We start from the raw sequence: 19,252 nt of genomic DNA, 5'->3' as shown, positions 1-19,252 counted from the left end.
TTGTTGTTTTTTAACATAACGACCAAGATAACAATTACAATGGGTGATAAGATGAAACAATTAACAATCGCAGAAATTGAACGACAATTAGAAAATATCTCAGTAGATACTGATCCGTTCTTGTTGGGTATTCTTCAAGATGAGCGGAAGGGTGTCCAACAGCTGGTACATAGATGGATTAAGAAATTTGCGGAGAATCATCGACTAAAAGAAAAGTTTGTTGAAATGAATGTCTATGAGCTTAAATGGCGCAAAAGAGGATATGAGAAGATTGCCGGTATCGATGAAGTGGGTAGAGGGCCGCTTGCAGGTCCGGTGGTTGCAGCAGCTGTCATTTTGCCAAAAGACTTTTACTTAGCAGGGATAGACGACTCTAAGAAGCTCTCTGAAAAAAAACGCTTGGAATTCGATTCGATTATTAGAAAAGAAGCGATTGCCTTCAGTATTGCAATGATCCATGCCAAGGAAATAGATGAAATTAATATTTATGAAGCTACAAAAAAAGCAATGAAATCTGCCATCTCATCCTTAGATCCAAAGCCGGATTTATTGCTTATTGACGCCATGAAGCTGGAAACCCCCTTTACCTCTGAATCTATTATTAAGGGTGATTCAAAAAGTATCTCTATCGCCGCCGCTTCGATTATAGCGAAAGTAGCAAGAGATGATTTGATGAAGGAAATTTCACAGACCTATCCAGTCTATGGATTTCAACAGAACATGGGCTACGGAACAAAGGAACATATCGAAGCCATCCAAAAACACGGAATAACCTCTTATCACAGAAAAAGTTTCGCACCAGTCAAAGATTATATTTAAAATTGTCTGTGTTAAAGGTCATTGTTAATTTGATTTTATAGCCAAGTTGATTGGAGCGGAAATCAACAGCTAGTTTAACAGACCTTAAATACTTAAAAACACAATAATAAAAAACAGGCACTGCTTGTTTTTTTATTATTGTAGAAAACAAATTATACCAAATAAGGTGTAGATTCCCTTGATTTATTCAAAACAAACGATTGATTATTCTGAATATTTTTAAGATGTATATAATTTTTTAGCATAATGGTAGACAAGGTAACTGTCATTATATAAAATGAAAACGGAGTCAGTTTTTAGAAGAGTTTGAATAGGAGGATGGGAAATGAATATCCATGAGTATCAAGGGAAAGAGATCCTCAGAAAATACGGGGTAGCAGTTCCGAATGGAAAAGTAGCATTCACTGTAGAAGAAGCAGTGGAAGCAGCAAAAGAACTAGGCACACAGGTTTGTGTGGTAAAAGCACAAATCCATGCTGGCGGACGGGGGAAAGCCGGGGGTGTTAAAGTTGCGAAAAACCTTGATGAGGTTCGTACATATGCAAGCGAAATCCTCGGCAAAACACTTGTAACACACCAAACAGGTCCTGAAGGAAAAGAAGTCAAGCGCCTGCTTATTGAAGAAGGCTGTGACATCAAAAAAGAATATTATGTTGGTTTAGTATTAGACCGCGCTACTTCACGTGTTGTCCTAATGGCATCTGAAGAAGGCGGAACGGAAATCGAAGAGGTTGCTGAAAAGACTCCAGAGAAAATTTTTAAAGAAGAAATTGATCCAGTCGTCGGATTACAGCCATTCCAAGCTCGTCGAATTGCGTTCAATATTAATATTCCAAAAGAATTAATTAATCAAACTGTAAAATTTATGACGGCTTTGTATAATGCCTATATCGAGAAAGATTGCTCGATTGCGGAAATCAACCCCCTCGTTGTTACAGGTGACGGTAAGGTAATGGCACTTGATGCAAAATTGAACTTTGACTCAAATGCCTTATATCGTCAGAAAGATGTACTAGAGTACCGTGACCTTGAAGAAGAGGATGCAAAGGAAATTGAAGCATCTAAATATGATTTAAGCTATGTTGCTTTAGATGGAAACATTGGCTGTATGGTTAATGGCGCAGGACTTGCTATGTCAACGATGGATATTATTAAACATTACGGCGGCGATCCCGCAAACTTCCTTGATGTTGGGGGCGGCGCGACAGCTGAAAAGGTTACAGAGGCATTCAAAATTATCCTTTCTGATCCAAACGTAAAAGGTATTTTCGTCAATATCTTTGGTGGAATCATGAAGTGTGATGTTATTGCTGAGGGTGTAGTAGAAGCAGCTAAGCAGGTTGGACTTAGTGTTCCACTTGTTGTTCGCTTAGAGGGAACAAATGTTGACTTAGGTAAGAAGATCCTATCAGAGTCAAGTGTAGACATTATTGCTGCTGAATCCATGGCTGACGGTGCACAAAAAATCGTTTCATTAGTGAAATAGGATCGAAGAAAGGGGAATTAACGTGAGCGTTTTTATTAATAAAGATACAAAGGTAATTGTTCAAGGGATTACAGGATCAACAGCCCTGTTTCATACAAAGCAAATGCTTGAATATGGTACACAGATTGTTGGCGGTACCTCTCCAGGAAAAGGCGGGTTGGAAGTAGAAGGTGTGCCTGTTTTTAACACGGTTAAAGATGCTGTTGAAGCAACTGGTGCAACTGCATCCGTTATTTACGTACCGGCACCATTTGCTGCAGATGCGATTATCGAAGCGGTTGATGCAGAATTGGATCTTGCTATCTGTATCACTGAACATATTCCAGTATTAGATATGGTTAAAGTTAAGCGTTATATGGAAGGTAAAAAGACTCGCTTAGTCGGTCCAAACTGTCCTGGTGTTATTACAGCTGATGAGTGTAAAATTGGCATCATGCCTGGTTATATCCATACAAAAGGCCATGTAGGTGTTGTATCACGCTCTGGAACATTAACATACGAAGCGGTTCACCAATTAACACAAGCTGGATTAGGCCAAACAACTGCTGTTGGTATCGGCGGCGACCCTGTTAACGGAACAAACTTCATCGATGTATTAAAAGCATTTAATGAAGATCCTGAAACATATGCTGTTATTATGATTGGTGAAATCGGCGGTACTGCCGAAGAAGAAGCAGCTGAGTGGGTTAAAGCAAACATGAACAAGCCTGTTGTTGGCTTCATCGGTGGACGTACAGCGCCTCCAGGAAAACGTATGGGACACGCAGGTGCGATTATTTCAGGTGGTAAAGGTACTGCAGATGAAAAAATCCGCGTTATGAACGAATGCGGTATTAAAGTAGCTGACACTCCATCTGTGATGGGTGACACATTAATTGAAGTATTAAAAGAACAAGGTTTGTACGAAAAGTGTAAAACCCACTAATAATTGTGCAACTAGATAATTTCAGATAGTCCCTCAAAAACGAGGGGCTATTTATTCTAATTTTATATCTATAGGGAGGCAAATATTTAAATGGATGAATTCAAAGAAAAACTTATTTCCTTGCTGCATTACCCCAATATCTCCTGGAACACCGTTTTACAAATGCTAAAAAAAGACCCGACACTGCAGAACTTATATCAGTTACAAAAGCAATCCCCTCAGCAAACATGCTTGTTTCCACCCACTACCACCAATAACCCTTCAGAAAAGTCTTCTAGCTTACCTCTTCATCCTGACATTATTCGTGATCAAATTCGTCAATACAAAACCAATGAGATTACAGTCATTACTATTTTAGATAAGGAATATCCACCATTATTAAAAGAAATATATCAGCCGCCATGGGCATTATTTACCAAGGGTGATCTCTCGCTACTTGAAACAGACCCCAAACTTGCGGTTGTTGGTTCACGGCAAGCGACTCAATATGGGAAAAATGCAATTCGGTTAATTTTTCCAGGTTTAATTGACAAAGGTGTTCTAATTGTTAGCGGCTTAGCACGGGGAATTGATGCCCTCGCACATGAATATGCAATAAAAAATGGAGGAAAAACAATAGCTGTGATTGCTGGTGGTTTCTATCATATCTATCCAAAGGAAAATACAAGCTTAGCCCTAGAAATGATGAAAAACCAGCTAGTTCTTTCGGAATACCCTCCAGATACTAAGCCGCTTAGATGGCATTTTCCATCTAGAAATCGAATTATTAGCGGATTGTCAAAAGGGACATTTATTATAGAAGCAAAACGAAAAAGCGGATCACTCATCACGGCGAATTTTGCAGTAAATGAAGGAAGAGATGTATTTTCCTTGCCTGGAAGCATTTTTAATCCATACTCTATCGGGGCCAATGAATTAATTCAACAAGGGGCTAAACTTGTTACCGGTGCAGAGGATATTTTAGAGGAAATTAGATAAGACTCTTATCTAAAGAAATTTTGCTTAAAAATCGTTAATTTTGAAGGTTTTTATGAATAAACGGAGAATTTAGCTAAAAAAGGTTGCATTATTTTCTAATTTGTTATACATTTTCCAACAGATGTTCGAAAAAAAGAATATTTGGAAATGGAATAAATAATATTCATATTAATATATAAAGAAAAACTTGGGATAGGGCAGTTTTGTAAAGTATTTTCTCCGGTCTAATTAGGTAAAACTGGAATTTAGGAAAGCTTCTCAAATGATTAGCACCTTAGAAACAGATTTGCCAGATTCGGGGCGCTTCTACACTTTCCCTCTTAAGGAGGATTTTTAAATGGCAGATTTTCTTGTAATCGTTGAATCGCCAGCAAAAGCGAAAACGATCGAACGATATTTAGGGAATAAATATAAAGTAAAAGCATCAATGGGACATATTCGCGATTTGCCACGGAGCCAAATGGGGGTCAATGTAGAAAATAGCTATGAACCAAAATATATTACAATCCGCGGAAAAGGTCCTGTTTTAAAAGACTTAAAAACAGCGGCAAAAAAAGCAAAAAAAATCTATCTGGCAGCTGACCCGGATCGCGAAGGGGAAGCAATTGCATGGCATTTAGCCCATAGTTTATCTGTCGATATTAATTCAGATTGCCGGGTGGTTTTTAATGAAATCACAAAAGATGCAATAAAAGAGTCGTTTAAACATCCTCGGCCAATTAATATGGATTTGGTGGATGCTCAGCAGGCTCGTAGGATTCTTGACCGTCTTGTTGGGTATAATATCAGCCCATTGCTCTGGAAGAAGGTAAAGAAAGGTTTAAGTGCAGGCAGGGTTCAATCTGTTGCCGTCCATTTAATTATTGTTAGGGAAAAGGAAATCAAAGCCTTTGTCCCTGAAGAATATTGGACGATTGATGGAGAATTTTTAAAGGGGAAAGACCATTTTAGTGCCCAATATTTTTCTTTAGCTGACAAAGGAAAATTTGAACTGAAATCTGAACAAGATGTCCAAACCATTTTAAAACAAATGGATGATAATAAATTCAAAGTGGTATCTGTTACCAAAAAAGAAAGAAAGAGGAACCCGGCACCGCCCTTCATTACATCATCATTGCAACAAGAAGCAGCCAGAAAACTTAACTTCCGAGCAAAGAAAACGATGATGCTTGCACAGCAGCTTTATGAAGGGATTGAGCTTGGCAAAGAGGGTACGGTTGGTCTCATTACATATATGAGAACGGATTCAACACGGATTTCTGAAGTCGCTCAAACAGAGGCGGCTAATTACATCCGCTCAGAATATGGTGAAGATTATTTAAAAGATGAACAAAGAAAAGAGAAAAAGCAATCGAATGCCCAAGATGCACATGAAGGGATTCGACCAACCAGTACTTTAAGGGATCCCAATAGTTTAAAAACATTTTTATCAAGAGACCAACTCCGATTATATAAATTAATCTGGGATCGTTTTTTAGCTAGTCAAATGGCTCAGGCCGTCATGGATACAATGAGCGTAGATTTACAAAATGGCAATGTCCTTTTCCGAGCAAATGGTTCAAAAATTAAGTTTCCTGGTTTCATGAAGCTTTATGTTGAGGGATCAGATGATCAAGTGGATGAAAAAGACAGAATGCTTCCTGACCTTAAAGAAGGGGACGAAGTGTTTAAAAAGGATATCGAGCCAAAGCAGCATTTCACTCAGCCACCGCCAAGGTACACGGAGGCAAGACTTGTTAAGACACTTGAGGAGCTTGGTATTGGTCGCCCGTCTACATACGCACCAACCCTTGATACGATTCAAAAGCGGGGCTATGTGGCACTCGATAATAAAAGATTTGTTCCAACCGAGCTCGGTGAAATTATCGATGAGTTGATTTTAGAGTTTTTTCCAGATATTCTAGATGTCGAATTTACAGCGAAAATGGAACAGGGCTTAGATAATATCGAAGATGGAAAAGTACCTTGGGTCAATATTATCGATGAGTTTTATCAAGATTTTGAAATTCATTTAAAAAAAGCAGAAGAAGAAATGCAGTCTGTTGAAATCAAAGATGAACCAGCTGGTGAAGACTGTGAGAATTGTGGAAACCCTATGGTTTTTAAAATGGGTCGCTACGGAAAATTTATGGCTTGCAGCAATTTTCCAGATTGCCGAAATACAAAACCGATTGTTAAAGAAATCGGTGTTACCTGCCCTAATTGTAAAGAAGGACAGATCATTGAGCGTAAAAGTAAGAAAAAGCGACTCTTTTACGGTTGCACACAATACCCTGAATGTGAGTTTATCTCTTGGGATAAACCATTACCGAGGGAATGTCCAAAATGTGAAGGGCTGCTTGTTGAAAAGAAATTAAAAAAAGGTGTTCAAGTTCAATGCGTTAATTGTGATTACAAGGAAGAACCGCAAAGTTAAAGTGAGAGTGGGCATAGTCCACTCTTTTCGTTTTTTGCATAAAACTTTTTTCTTTTTCATTCGTATAGTACAATGCAAGATGGACTTAAAAGTGGGAAAAGTATTGATAGGTACGTGCACTACCTTTTATTTACATAAAACCATGGTATCTATTAGGAGGATTCTAAATGAAAGATGTCACAATTAACGTAATCGGTGCGGGATTAGCTGGAAGTGAAGCCGCATGGCAGATTGCGAAGCGTGGAGTAAAAGTTCGCTTATATGAGATGCGACCAGTGAAGCAAACACCTGCACACCATACAGATAAATTTGCAGAATTAGTTTGTAGTAATTCATTACGTGCCAACACACTAACAAATGCAGTAGGGGTGTTAAAGGAAGAAATGCGAAAGCTTGATTCCGTTATTATCGCTGCAGCGGATGCTTGTTCAGTTCCAGCAGGCGGTGCGTTAGCTGTCGATCGACATGAATTTGCCGCCAAAGTAACAAATTTGGTTAAAAACCATGAAAATGTTACGGTTATTAATGAAGAAGTAACTGAAATTCCAGAGGGAACAACAATCATTGCAACGGGGCCGCTGACAAGTCCAGACCTTTCAGAGCAGCTCAAAGGACTAACCGGTGAGGATTACCTTTATTTTTATGATGCTGCAGCACCGATACTTGAAAAGGAAAGCATAGACCTAGAGAAAGTTTATTTAAAATCCCGCTATGATAAAGGGGAAGCTGCCTATCTTAACTGTCCAATGACTGAAGACGAATTTAACCGTTTCTATGAAGCGCTTATATCCGCTGAAACTGTTCCAGTAAAGGAATTTGAAAAGGAAGTCTTTTTCGAAGGGTGCATGCCAATTGAAGTGATGGCGTCACGGGGAAAGAAAACAATGCTTTTCGGTCCGTTAAAACCAGTTGGTTTAGAGGATCCCAAAACAGGAAAACGTCCATTTGCCGTAGTACAACTCCGTCAAGATGATGCCGCTGGCACACTTTTTAATATTGTCGGTTTTCAGACACATTTAAAGTGGGGTGCGCAAAAGGAAGTTATACAATTAATACCGGGGTTAGAAAATGCAGAAATCATTCGATATGGTGTGATGCACCGGAATACATTTATCAATTCTCCTAAGGTACTAAAAGCAACTTACCAATTCCGTAATCGTGATGATTTATTTTTTGCTGGTCAAATGACTGGAGTTGAAGGATACGTAGAATCTGCTGCTAGCGGTTTAGTTGCTGGTATAAATGCAACGCGTTTAATACAAGGAATGGAGCCTCTTGAATTTCCAGAAGAGACCGCGATTGGAAGCATGGCCCGATATATTACTACGACGAACGCTAAAAATTTTCAGCCGATGAATGCTAACTTTGGTTTATTTCCAGAGCTGGCGGTAAGAATTAAAGGAAAGCAGGAAAGGAATTTAGAACACGCAAATAGAGCGTTAGAAACAATTCAGAACTTTGTGAAAGTTTTGTAAAGTTTATTGCAAGGGGATACGAAGTATGTTACGATTTAGTAGCCCTTGCGAGGTGAATATTATGACAAATGTGAATGTTTTTTTAAAGTTAATTATTGAGTATTTACAAATAGAATTTAATTACTCAAAATATACACTTGAACCTAATCAACATGACATCAGTAAAATTTCTTATCTACATGGTGGAAATAACTCATAAAGTAATGAGGTCAAATATTCCAGTTAACATAGTCAGTTTTCGTAACTTTCATGTAAATGGTAGTTCACCTGTTACATACTTATCTGCGAGGTAATGTGAATAGAAATCACTCCAAAGGGAGGCTCATCTTAATGAACCAATTTCATGCGACAACGATTTTTGCAATCCATCATAATGGTGAATATTCAATGTCAGGTGATGGACAAGTGACATTTGGTAATGCGGTAGTGATGAAGCACACAGCGAGAAAAGTAAGAAAGATATTTAATGGAAAGGTATTAGCAGGTTTTGCAGGTTCTGTTGCAGATGCTTTTACTCTTTTCGAACTGTTCGAGGGGAAATTAGAAGAATTTAACGGTAACCTTCAAAGAGCTGCTGTTGAGCTTGCCAAAGAGTGGCGAAGTGACAAAGTGCTCAGGAAGCTTGAAGCGATGCTAATTGTTATGAATCGTGAATATTTGCTGCTTGTTTCAGGAACAGGAGAAGTAATTGAACCTGACGATGGAATTCTTGCGATTGGTTCAGGTGGAAATTATGCATTATCTGCTGGGCGCGCTTTAAAGAAATACTCAGGAGACCATTTATCTGCAAAGGAAATAGCAAAAGCTTCTTTAGAAATAGCAGCTGAAATATGTGTCTATACGAACCATAACATTATTGTTGAAGAGCTATAACGGGAAGGAGACTAATTATCATGGGAAAAACAACTAATTTAACCCCTCGTCAAATTGTTGAAAAACTTGATCAATATATTATTGGACAAAAGGATGCTAAGAAAGCGGTTGCTGTTGCCTTAAGAAATCGCTACAGAAGAGGATTGTTAAATGAAAAACTTAGGGATGAAATTATCCCCAAAAATATATTGATGATAGGTCCGACTGGAGTTGGGAAAACGGAGATTGCCAGAAGGATTGCCAAAATTGTGGGTGCCCCTTTTATTAAGGTGGAAGCAACTAAGTTTACTGAAGTAGGCTATGTTGGGCGAGATGTAGAATCCATGGTTAGAGATCTTGCTGAAACCTCTGTTCGTTTAGTAAAAGAGGAACGGATGCAAAGTGTGAAGGAACGTGCAGAAGAGAATGCCAACAGCAGGCTAGTTGATTTACTTGTGCCATCAGCCAAAAAAACGAGTAACTATAAAAACCCGCTTGAAATGTTATTTGGAGGCGGGAATACATCAACTGAACCAGAAACACATCAAGAGGATTATTCGATTACTGAAAAACGAAAAATTGTCAAAGAGAAATTAGCACTTGGTCAACTAGAGGATGAAATCGTTACGGTTGAAGTAGATGAGCAAGCCCCATCCATGTTTGATATGCTGCAAGGCTCAGGGATTGAACAAATGGGAATGAATATGCAGGATGCCCTAAGCAGCTTTATGCCGAAAAAACGCAAAAAGAGAAAATTGACTGTCCGTGAAGCTCGCAAGGTGCTGACAAGTGAAGAGGCTTCTAAGCTTATTGATATGGATGAAGTAAATTCTGAGGCCGTTTATCGTGCGGAACAAGCTGGTATTATTTTTATCGATGAAATTGATAAAATCGCTAGTAAAAATTCGGGAGGCTCTTCTGCAGATGTATCCAGAGAAGGGGTCCAAAGAGATATTTTGCCTATAGTTGAAGGTTCAACAGTAGTGACCAAATATGGGTCAGTAAAAACCGACCATGTATTATTTATTGCTGCTGGAGCATTTCACATGGCGAAACCTTCCGATTTAATTCCAGAACTTCAAGGGCGTTTTCCAATTCGTGTAGAACTAACAAAGCTAACTGTGGAAGATTTCTTTAGAATCTTAATCGAACCAGATAATGCCCTTATTAAGCAATATCAGGCATTACTGGAAACAGAAGGTATACAAATTGAATTTTCTGACGATGCTATTCGTAGAATTGCCGAAGTTGCATTTGAAGTGAATCAGAATACAGACAATATTGGTGCAAGACGTCTTCATACGATTCTCGAAAAGCTTTTAGAAGACTTATCTTTTGAAGCTCCAGAAATTTCGATGGAGAAGATAACAATTACACCACAGTATGTCGACGATAAACTTGGTGCTATTTCGAAAAATAAAGATTTAAGTCAGTTTATCCTATAAAAATGAACTTCATATATCCCATTTAGGGAAGCATTTGTGATTAATTAAAATTTAGTAATGGTTGTAGCTAATTAGGAGGAAGAAACAGATGGATTTACTTACAAAAACTAGAAGGATTAACGTATTATTGCAGAAGGCAGCTGGGAAACCAGTTAACTTTAAGGAAATGGCCGAGACAATGAGTGGAACAATTGAAGCAAATGTTTACATTCTCAGCCGACGCGGTAAACTTCTTGGTTTTTCAATTTATCAACAAATTGAAAACGAACGGATGAAAAAAATGTTTGAGGATCGTCAATTCCCAGAAGAATATACAAATAGTTTATTTAATCTTCAAGAAACTTCGTCAAATCTTGATATTGAAAGCCAGTATACTGCTTTCCCTGTGGAAAACAGAGATCTATTCGGCGAAGGATTAACAACAATTGTTCCAATTATTGGCGGAGGAGAACGTCTGGGAACTTTAATTCTTGCGAGGTTACATGAAAAGTTCCATGATGATGATCTCATCCTTGGTGAATATGGTGCAACAGTAGTTGGTATGGAAATTTTACGTGAAAAATCAGAAGAAATCGAAGAAGAAGCAAGAAGCAAAGCAGTTGTACAAATGGCGATTAGTTCATTATCATATAGTGAACTTGAAGCGATTGAACATATCTTTGAAGAATTAAATGGCCGTGAAGGCTTATTGGTTGCTTCGAAAATAGCTGATCGTGTTGGTATTACTCGTTCTGTAATCGTTAATGCACTAAGAAAACTTGAAAGTGCAGGGGTAATTGAATCACGTTCACTAGGGATGAAAGGAACATATATCAAAGTTTTAAATGATAAGTTTCTGATGGAACTTGATAAATTAAGATCAAATTAATCATAACTAATCCCCAGCTCTGGGGATTTTGTTTTTTTATTAAACTAATGCTTGATTGTTATTATTACATATGCTATATTATTTCATGGTGTTAATACACACGCTCATTGATTTAATCAGATGGTGCTGTTCATAACAGTTTCTGTTTAAAGATGAGGTGAGCGGAGGAAAACAAACCATTAGGAGGAAAAATCATGTCAGTCATTTCTATGAAGCAATTGCTTGAAGCTGGTGTACACTTCGGACACCAAACTCGCCGTTGGAACCCTAAAATGAAGAAATATATCTTCACAGAGCGTAACGGTATCTATATCATTGACCTTCAAAAAACAGTTAAAAAAGTTGAAGAAGCTTATAACTGGGTAAAGGAACTTGCTGGTAACGGCGGAACAGTTCTTTTTGTTGGTACAAAAAAACAAGCTCAAGATTCTGTTAAAGAAGAAGCGGGCCGTTCTGGTATGTACTATGTTAACCAACGTTGGTTAGGTGGTACTTTAACAAACTTTGAAACAATTCAAAAGCGTATTGGCCGCTTAAAAGATATCGAAAGAATGTCTGAAGACGGAACTTTTGAAGTATTACCTAAAAAAGAGGTTGTTCAATTAAAGAAACAACAAGAGCGTCTAGAGAAATTCTTAGGCGGCATCAAAGATATGAAACAACTTCCAGATGCACTTTTCATTATTGACCCTCGTAAAGAGCGTATCGCGGTTGCAGAAGCTAAGAAATTGAACATTCCTATCGTAGGTATTGTTGATACAAACTGTGATCCAGACGAAATCGATGTAGTTATTCCTGCAAATGACGATGCGATTCGTGCGGTTAAGCTTTTAACAGGTAAAATGGCAGATGCTATCCTTGAAGCTAAACAAGGTGAAGAAGTACAAGTTCAGGCTTAATTAAATCAAAAGGTGATAAGAGGGAGACCCTTTATCACCTTTTTTTAAAGAAGGTTTTTATTGGAAAGTTTTAGAATAGCTGTCATTGGCTAAGATATGGATACATAGTAAAATAAAGGAGGAATTTACATTATGGCAATTACTGCTCAAATGGTTAAAGAACTACGTGAAAAAACTGGTGCAGGTATGTTGGATTGTAAAAAAGCACTAACTGAAACTGATGGAGATATGGACAAAGCAATTGATTTCTTACGCGAAAAAGGGATTGCATCTGCTGCTAAGAAGGGTGACCGTATTGCTGCAGAAGGTTTAACTTATGTTGTAACTGAAGGTAACGATGCAGTTATTCTAGAAGTAAACTCTGAAACTGACTTTGTTGCGAAGAATGAAGCGTTCCAAGCTCTTGTAAAAGATCTAGCTGCACATCTTCTAAAGAACAAGCCTGCAACTGTTGAAGAAGCATCTGCTCAAACGATGGAAAATGGTGCTACTGTTGCAGATCATATCAATGCTTCTATTGCTAAGATTGGTGAAAAATTAACACTTCGCCGCTTTTCTGTTACATCAAAAACAGATAATGATGCTTTCGGTGCATATATTCATATGGGTGGCCGCATTTCTGTCCTATCAGTACTTGAAGGTACAACAGATGCGGATGCTGCGAAGGATGTTTCAATGCATATTGCTGCACTAAAACCAAAGTATGTATCTCGTGACGAAGTTTCACAAGAAGAAGTTGAGCATGAGCGTCAAGTATTAACACAACAAGCACTTAACGAAGGCAAGCCTGCAAAAATCGTTGAAAAAATGGTTGAAGGCCGTCTTGGAAAATATTTTGAAGATGTTTGTGTACTTGATCAAACTTTCGTTAAAAACCCTGATCAAAAAGTACGTCAGTTTGTTGAATCTAAGGGTGCTACTATCCGTGAATTCGTCCGTTACGAAGTCGGAGAAGGTATCGAAAAACGTGAAGATAACTTTGCTGAAGAAGTTATGAATCAAATTAAAAAATAATCAAAAACTATTCTCTAGCATAAAAGCAAAATAGTTTTAAGGGAATGTTAATGAAATAGGTTTTTAAATAGGGGACACGGTGTGTTCCCTTTTTTAAAAAGAATTAATTACATAAATGGAGGTTTATATGAGCGGTCCTAAGTACAAACGCGTAGTATTAAAGTTGAGCGGAGAAGCACTTGCAGGTGAATCGAGCTTTGGAATTAAACCTTCTGTGATCAAATCGATTGCCATTCAAGTTAAAGAAATAGCAGAGCTTGGTGTAGAAGTTGCTGTCGTTGTCGGTGGCGGTAACATTTGGCGCGGAAAAATTGGCAGTGAAATGGGTATGGACCGGGCAACTGCAGATTATATGGGAATGCTTGCAACGGTTATGAATTCTTTAGCACTGCAAGATAGTTTGGAGCACTTAGGAATTGAATCACGAGTGCAAACCTCTATTGAAATGCGCCAGGTGGCTGAGCCTTATATTCGACGCCGTGCAATTAGGCATTTAGAAAAAAAACGAGTAGTCATTTTTGCGGCGGGTACAGGAAATCCATATTTCTCAACGGATACAACCGCTGCACTCCGAGCAGCGGAAATCGATGCTGAAGTAATCTTAATGGCAAAGAATAATGTCGATGGAGTGTATTCTGCAGACCCTCGATTAGATGCAAATGCTACTAAATATGAAGATTTGTCTTTCTTAGATGTTCTTAAAGAAGGATTAGCAGTTATGGACTCTACTGCCTCCTCCTTATGCATGGACAATGATATTCCATTGATTGTTTTCTCGATTATGGAGCAGGGGAATATTAAACGGGCCGTTATGGGGGAAAAAATAGGAACAATTGTTAGGGGGAAACATTAATGCCAAAACAAGTCATCTCTACCATTAAAGATCGTATGACAAAAGCGATTCAGTCATATTCGCGTGAGCTTGCCAGCATCCGTGCGGGGAGAGCAAGCGCTTCGTTATTGGACAGAATTACAATTGATTATTATGGTGCACCAACACCTGTCAACCAAATGGCTGGAATTTCAACACCTGAAGCTAGGCTTATTGTTATTCAACCATATGATAAATCCACCCTTGGGGATATTGAAAAAGCAATTCTTAAATCTGATTTAGGATTAAATCCTACCAACGACGGTATGGTAATCCGCCTTGCTATTCCACAATTGACTGAGGAGCGCCGCAAGGAGTTAGTAAAATTAGTCAAAAAGGAATCAGAAGAAGCGAAGGTAGCTATCCGTAATATCCGTCGTGATGGTAATGACGAATTAAAGAAGCTAGAGAAGAATGGTGAAATTACTGAGGATAGTCTTCGCGGTCATTCGGAGGATATCCAAAAACTTACCGACGAATATATTAGTAAAGTTGATCAAATTACAAAAGACAAAGAAAAGGAAATTTTGGAAGTTTAATTAATGGCTGTGTTAAAACTAAATGTTGATTTTACAAACTCTGTTGATTGGAGCGGAATGCGCGAGACTCCTGCGGGAGTACCGGGCAGGGGAGACCCCACAGGCGCGTAGCGCCGAGGAGGCTCCCTGGCACGCCCGCGGAAAGCACGCGCATGGAGCGGAAATCAACAGACTCATTTAACACAGCCTAATTTATAAATAAGAACCCTCTGTTTAGGGGGTTTTTCACTATTTTATTATGTATTTTGGGGATTTTTGATTGTTCCCTGAAAGTTGTCTGAACATTATTCTTAATCTCTGTTTTTTTACATAAGTTAAATATTAGAGATATCTTTTTGCTTTTTTGGTATGATAAAAACATGCTACCCCGAAATGTCCATTACATAACAACACACATGCTTCAATGGAATTGATATATGATTTAATTTTCGGAGGAAATGATTAACTAATTGGAGGAGCAATGTTATGTTTAATAAATTAAGGCTTGGGAAGAACCGAAATAACACTTCCACACTCCGAAATAAAATAGAGGAAATAAAAAAATCGCCTGTTCCTGAGCATGTGGCGATTATTATGGATGGCAACGGACGTTGGGCTAAGAAACGGGCATTACCACGTATTGCTGGTCACCATGAGGGCATGAAGGTTGTTCGTAAAACAACGAAATTAGCAAATGAGCTCGGCATTAAAACCTTAACATTGTATGCTTTTTCAACTGAGAATTGGAAAAGGCCAAAAAATGAAGTCGAATATATCATGAGCTTGCCTGATGAATTTTTAGGCACATTTTTGCCGGATTTAATTGAGGAAAATGTTCAAGTGAAAATGATGGGCTATAAAAATCAACTTCCAGTACATACACTGCGTGCAATAGAAAAAGCTATAGAAGAAACAAAAAATAATGATGGATTAGTATTAAACTTTGCATTAAATTACGGGAGCAGGGCTGAGATTCTTGATGCTGTGAAGCAAGTCTTAAATGACAGCAAAAGTGGTAAACTAAACGAGACGGAGTTAGACGAAAAAGTCTTTTCTTCCTACTTAATGACTGCTAATTTTACAGACCCAGATCTTTTAATCCGTACTAGTGGTGAAATCCGCTTGAGTAACTTTATGCTTTGGCAGTTGGCTTACTCAGAGTTTTGGTTTACAGATGTCTTATGGCCAGACTTTAATGAAGAACATTTACTTGAAGCAATTGAAACGTTCCAGAATCGACAGCGTCGGTTTGGTGGCATATAGAACAACAAAGGTGTTGAAATATTAGATGAAGCAAAGAATCATAACAGCAGTCATTGCAGCTGCACTATTTTTACCAATTGTCTATTATGGTGGATTTCCACTTGTAATATTAACCTACTTTTTAGCGACGATCGGATTGTATGAGTTATTAAAAATGAAAAAACTTACTATTTTTTCGGTTAATGGTGTGTTAGCACTTTTATTTCTGTGGGTGTTGCTCTTTCCAGAAAAATATTATCCCATATTAGATTCCTTTTATTATTCAAAAATAGAGATATGTATTGCATTAATTCTTTTGTTATTAACTTACACCGTTATAACCAAAAATCAATTTACATTTGAAGACGTTTCTTTTTCTATCCTATCAGCCATTTATGTAGGTATTGGCTTTTACTTTTTCTTTGAAACGAGGCAGGATGGGGGACTTGTCTATATTTTGTATTCTTTATTTATGATTTGGGCTACTGATTCAGGTGCTTATTTTATTGGAAAAGCTCTTGGTAAAACAAAGCTATGGCCCGAAATTAGCCCGAATAAGACGGTTGAAGGGTCGATTGGCGGAATCGCCTGTGCAGTTGTTGTGGCTGTCATATTTGTACTCCTCTCAAACATTAACGTCGGTCTTTTAACTTTAATGGGAATTACAATCGTCCTTTCCGTTTTTGGACAAATTGGTGACTTAGTTGAATCAGCCTTTAAGCGTCATTTTAATGTCAAAGATTCTGGTACTATCTTGCCAGGTCATGGTGGAATTCTTGATCGATTTGACAGCCTATTATTTGTTTGGCCCTTGTTACATTTTTTTCACCTTTGGTTATAGAGCGCGTGCGCTTCACATTTAGGAGTTGACTTTTTATTGAAAACCATTAGCTTATTGGGTGCAACCGGATCGATAGGAACCCAAACCTTAGATATTATCCGTGAGCATCCTTCTGAATTTACATTAGCAGCCTTTTCTGTGGGTAAAAATATCGATTTGGCTCGAAAAATGATTGTTGAATTTCAGCCTGAGCTTGTTTCTGTACAAGACTATCATGACTGTAATACATTAAAAGCAGAATTTCCTAATATTAAATTCACTTTTGGTCAGGAAGGACTAATCGAGACAGCAGTTTATGAAAAAGCCGATATTCTTGTCAACGCAGTTCTTGGAAGTGTGGGGTTAAACCCGACTTTACAAGCGATTGAATGTGGGAAGATAATCGCTATTGCCAATAAAGAAACACTGGTTACTGCAGGTCATTTAGTTATGGATGCGGCTAAAAGAAATAATGTACCACTTCTTCCTGTCGATAGTGAACATTCTGCCATTTTTCAAGCCTTGCAGGGGGAAAAGGAGAAAAACATTGAAAGATTAATTCTAACTGCTTCCGGCGGGAGCTTTCGTGACCTCTCCAGGCAAGAATTGAAAAATGTTACCGTGGAGCAAGCACTAAACCATCCAAATTGGTCGATGGGGGCTAAAATCACAATTGATTCGGCATCAATGATGAACAAAGGTTTAGAAGTAATTGAAGCTCATTGGCTTTTCAATATGCCATATGAAAAAATTGATGTACTGCTTCATAAAGAAAGCATCATCCATTCAATGATTGAGTTTCACGATAGCAGTATCATTGCCCAGCTTGGAACACCAGATATGAGAGTGCCAATTCAATATGCGCTCACCTATCCTGATCGTTTGCCATTGCCTTCATCAAAACGTTTGAATCTGGCAAGGATTGGGGAATTGCATTTCGAGGAAATGGATGCCGCGAGATTCCGCTGTCTTGGTTTTGCTTATGAGGCTGGGAAAAAAGGTGGATCGATGCCAACGGTATTGAATGCAGCGAATGAAGTGGCCGTGGCAGCTTTTCTAGAAGGGAAAATTCGGTTCTTACAGATTGAAGATTTGATTGAGAAAGCCCTAACCGCCCACCAAATCACGGAACATCCTAGCCTAACTTCAATCCAAGAGATAGACAAAGAAACAAGAGAATATGTTCATTCAATCCTGTAAGAAAAACGGAAGCGCAAGTAAAAGAATCTCTCTTATCCTGAAAAAAAAGGTGGTTTTATTTTGACTACAGTTATTGCCTTTATAGTAATTTTTGGCGCACTCGTATTCTTTCATGAATTAGGTCATTTGATTTTCGCAAAAAGGGCTGGTATTTTATGCCGCGAATTTGCAATTGGTTTTGGCCCAAAAGTATTTTCCCATAAAAGAGCGGAGACAACCTATACCATTCGGTTACTTCCAATTGGTGGATTTGTGCGCATGGCTGGCGAAGACCCGGAAATGATTGAAATAAAGCCTGGTTATCGTATTGGCTTGTTGTTAGATAAGGATGAAAAAGTAAATAAAATCATCTTAAATAATAAAGAGAAGTTTCCTAATTGTCGGATCGTTGAAGTGGAATATGCTGATATCGAAAAGGATTTAGTTATTAAAGGATTTCCTGAAGATGAAGATGAAGTATTAAAAACCTTTATCATTGACCCAAAAGCAGTCATCGTGGAAAATGGAATCGAGTCACAGATTGCTCCAATTGACCGTCAATTCGGATCAAAAACATTAGGACAAAGAACGATGGCTATTTTTGCTGGTCCGATGATGAATTTTGTACTTGCATTCATTTTATTTATTATTATTGCTTTTATACAGGGGGTACCTACGAATGAACCTAAGTTAGGTGAAATAACTCCTGATGGGGCAGCGATGGGTGCTGGTCTTAAAAAAGGTGATCTCATCCAGACGATTAATGGTTCAGAAATTTCGAGTTGGTCTGATGTAGTGGAGGTCATTCGGAAAAATCCAAATGAAAAGCTCGACTTTTCTATTCTCCGTGACAAAAAGGATCTAGATATCACGGTAACCCCAATTGAAAAAACGGTTGAAGGAAAGAAAATTGGGCTTATTGGTGTTTATAGTCCTGTTGAAAAGTCTCCTATTCAAGCAATTAAGGCAGGTTTCACAGAAACCTATTTTTGGACGAAACAGATTTTTGTAATGGTTGGTAAATTAGTCACTGGCCAATTTTCAATTGATGCACTTTCTGGTCCTGTTGGTATTTACCAAGCAACAGATTCTGTAGCTAAATCGGGTATTTATTATTTAATGAAATGGGCAGGGATTTTAAGCATTAACTTAGGTATTATGAACTTATTACCTATTCCCGCTCTTGACGGTGGAAGATTAATGTTTTTTGCTGTCGAAGCTGTTAGAGGCAAGCCGATTGACCGTCAAAAGGAAGGTATGGTTCATTTTATAGGATTCGCCCTCTTAATGCTGCTTATGCTTGTTGTAACTTGGAATGACATTCAAAGGTTTTTCTTGTAGTATGTAATCTTTAATTTATTTTGGGGGCCGTTAAATACGGTCCCTATTCTTATTTTTAAAGAAAACTAATTAACTAAAATGGAGAAATTTTTCTGTCGAATAAA

Annotated in this window: 17 protein-coding genes; all 17 read left to right on the top strand. The window is 38.1% G+C overall.

The genetic code is table 11. The annotated features are described in order from the left end of the window. The first annotated feature begins 51 nt into the window (after positions 1-51). Positions 52-819: a ribonuclease HII gene (locus J7E63_RS03160; protein WP_215010240.1), complete on the top strand. Its 768-nt coding sequence runs from the start codon at positions 52-54 to the stop codon at positions 817-819. 325 nt (positions 820-1,144) lie between these two features. Beyond that, on the top strand, positions 1,145-2,305 hold the full coding sequence (gene sucC, locus J7E63_RS03155; RefSeq protein WP_215010239.1) for an ADP-forming succinate--CoA ligase subunit beta: 1,161 nt from the start codon (positions 1,145-1,147) through the stop codon (positions 2,303-2,305). 22 nt (positions 2,306-2,327) lie between these two features. Next, positions 2,328-3,230 carry a succinate--CoA ligase subunit alpha gene (gene sucD, locus J7E63_RS03150; RefSeq protein WP_215010238.1) on the top strand — a complete coding sequence of 301 codons (903 nt, stop codon included), beginning with the start codon at positions 2,328-2,330 and terminating at the stop codon, positions 3,228-3,230. 90 nt (positions 3,231-3,320) lie between these two features. Then, positions 3,321-4,208: a DNA-processing protein DprA gene (gene dprA / locus J7E63_RS03145; RefSeq protein ID WP_215010237.1), complete on the top strand. Its 888-nt coding sequence runs from the start codon at positions 3,321-3,323 to the stop codon at positions 4,206-4,208. A gap of 337 nt (positions 4,209-4,545) precedes the next feature. Beyond that, positions 4,546-6,624, top strand: a complete 2,079-nt coding sequence (topA, locus tag J7E63_RS03140) for a type I DNA topoisomerase (RefSeq protein WP_215010236.1) — start codon at positions 4,546-4,548, stop codon at positions 6,622-6,624. Between the two features lie 167 nt (positions 6,625-6,791). After that, complete coding sequence (gene trmFO / locus J7E63_RS03135; protein ID WP_215010235.1) at positions 6,792-8,099, top strand: FADH(2)-oxidizing methylenetetrahydrofolate--tRNA-(uracil(54)-C(5))-methyltransferase TrmFO; 1,308 nt, start codon at positions 6,792-6,794, stop codon at positions 8,097-8,099. A 330-nt stretch (positions 8,100-8,429) separates the two neighbouring features. Further along, positions 8,430-8,972, top strand: coding sequence for an ATP-dependent protease subunit HslV (hslV, locus tag J7E63_RS03130; protein ID WP_088086376.1), 543 nt, complete (start codon positions 8,430-8,432; stop codon positions 8,970-8,972). A 20-nt stretch (positions 8,973-8,992) separates the two neighbouring features. Beyond that, positions 8,993-10,396, top strand: coding sequence for an ATP-dependent protease ATPase subunit HslU (gene hslU, locus J7E63_RS03125; protein ID WP_168242770.1), 1,404 nt, complete (start codon positions 8,993-8,995; stop codon positions 10,394-10,396). Between the two features lie 88 nt (positions 10,397-10,484). Beyond that, positions 10,485-11,264, top strand: a complete 780-nt coding sequence (codY, locus tag J7E63_RS03120) for a GTP-sensing pleiotropic transcriptional regulator CodY (protein ID WP_215010234.1) — start codon at positions 10,485-10,487, stop codon at positions 11,262-11,264. Between the two features lie 194 nt (positions 11,265-11,458). Next, a complete protein-coding gene (gene rpsB / locus J7E63_RS03115; protein WP_088086379.1) occupies positions 11,459-12,163 on the top strand; it encodes a 30S ribosomal protein S2 in 705 nt (234 codons plus the stop codon). Between the two features lie 132 nt (positions 12,164-12,295). Further along, positions 12,296-13,177: a translation elongation factor Ts gene (tsf, locus tag J7E63_RS03110; protein ID WP_215010233.1), complete on the top strand. Its 882-nt coding sequence runs from the start codon at positions 12,296-12,298 to the stop codon at positions 13,175-13,177. A 127-nt stretch (positions 13,178-13,304) separates the two neighbouring features. Next, positions 13,305-14,030, top strand: coding sequence for a UMP kinase (pyrH, locus tag J7E63_RS03105; protein ID WP_168242772.1), 726 nt, complete (start codon positions 13,305-13,307; stop codon positions 14,028-14,030). Further along, positions 14,030-14,587: a ribosome recycling factor gene (frr, locus tag J7E63_RS03100; RefSeq protein ID WP_098933008.1), complete on the top strand. Its 558-nt coding sequence runs from the start codon at positions 14,030-14,032 to the stop codon at positions 14,585-14,587. The genes pyrH and frr overlap by 1 nt, the downstream gene beginning before the upstream one ends. 465 nt (positions 14,588-15,052) lie before the next feature. Further along, the gene (locus J7E63_RS03095; protein ID WP_168242774.1) at positions 15,053-15,829 is read left to right on the top strand and encodes an undecaprenyl pyrophosphate synthase; all 777 of its coding nucleotides are present in this window, start codon (positions 15,053-15,055) and stop codon (positions 15,827-15,829) included. A gap of 25 nt (positions 15,830-15,854) precedes the next feature. Beyond that, positions 15,855-16,649, top strand: a complete 795-nt coding sequence (locus J7E63_RS03090; RefSeq protein WP_215010232.1) for a phosphatidate cytidylyltransferase — start codon at positions 15,855-15,857, stop codon at positions 16,647-16,649. Between the two features lie 36 nt (positions 16,650-16,685). After that, positions 16,686-17,828, top strand: a complete 1,143-nt coding sequence (gene dxr, locus J7E63_RS03085; protein WP_215010231.1) for a 1-deoxy-D-xylulose-5-phosphate reductoisomerase — start codon at positions 16,686-16,688, stop codon at positions 17,826-17,828. A gap of 60 nt (positions 17,829-17,888) precedes the next feature. Continuing rightward, a complete protein-coding gene (rseP, locus tag J7E63_RS03080; protein ID WP_215010230.1) occupies positions 17,889-19,148 on the top strand; it encodes an RIP metalloprotease RseP in 1,260 nt (419 codons plus the stop codon). The last annotated feature ends 104 nt before the right edge of the window (positions 19,149-19,252 follow it).

Source organism: Bacillus sp. ISL-75 (assembly GCF_018613095.1).
The sequence above is the reverse complement of the archived record's forward strand: the minus strand, read 5'-3'. Positions and strand labels throughout refer to the sequence as shown.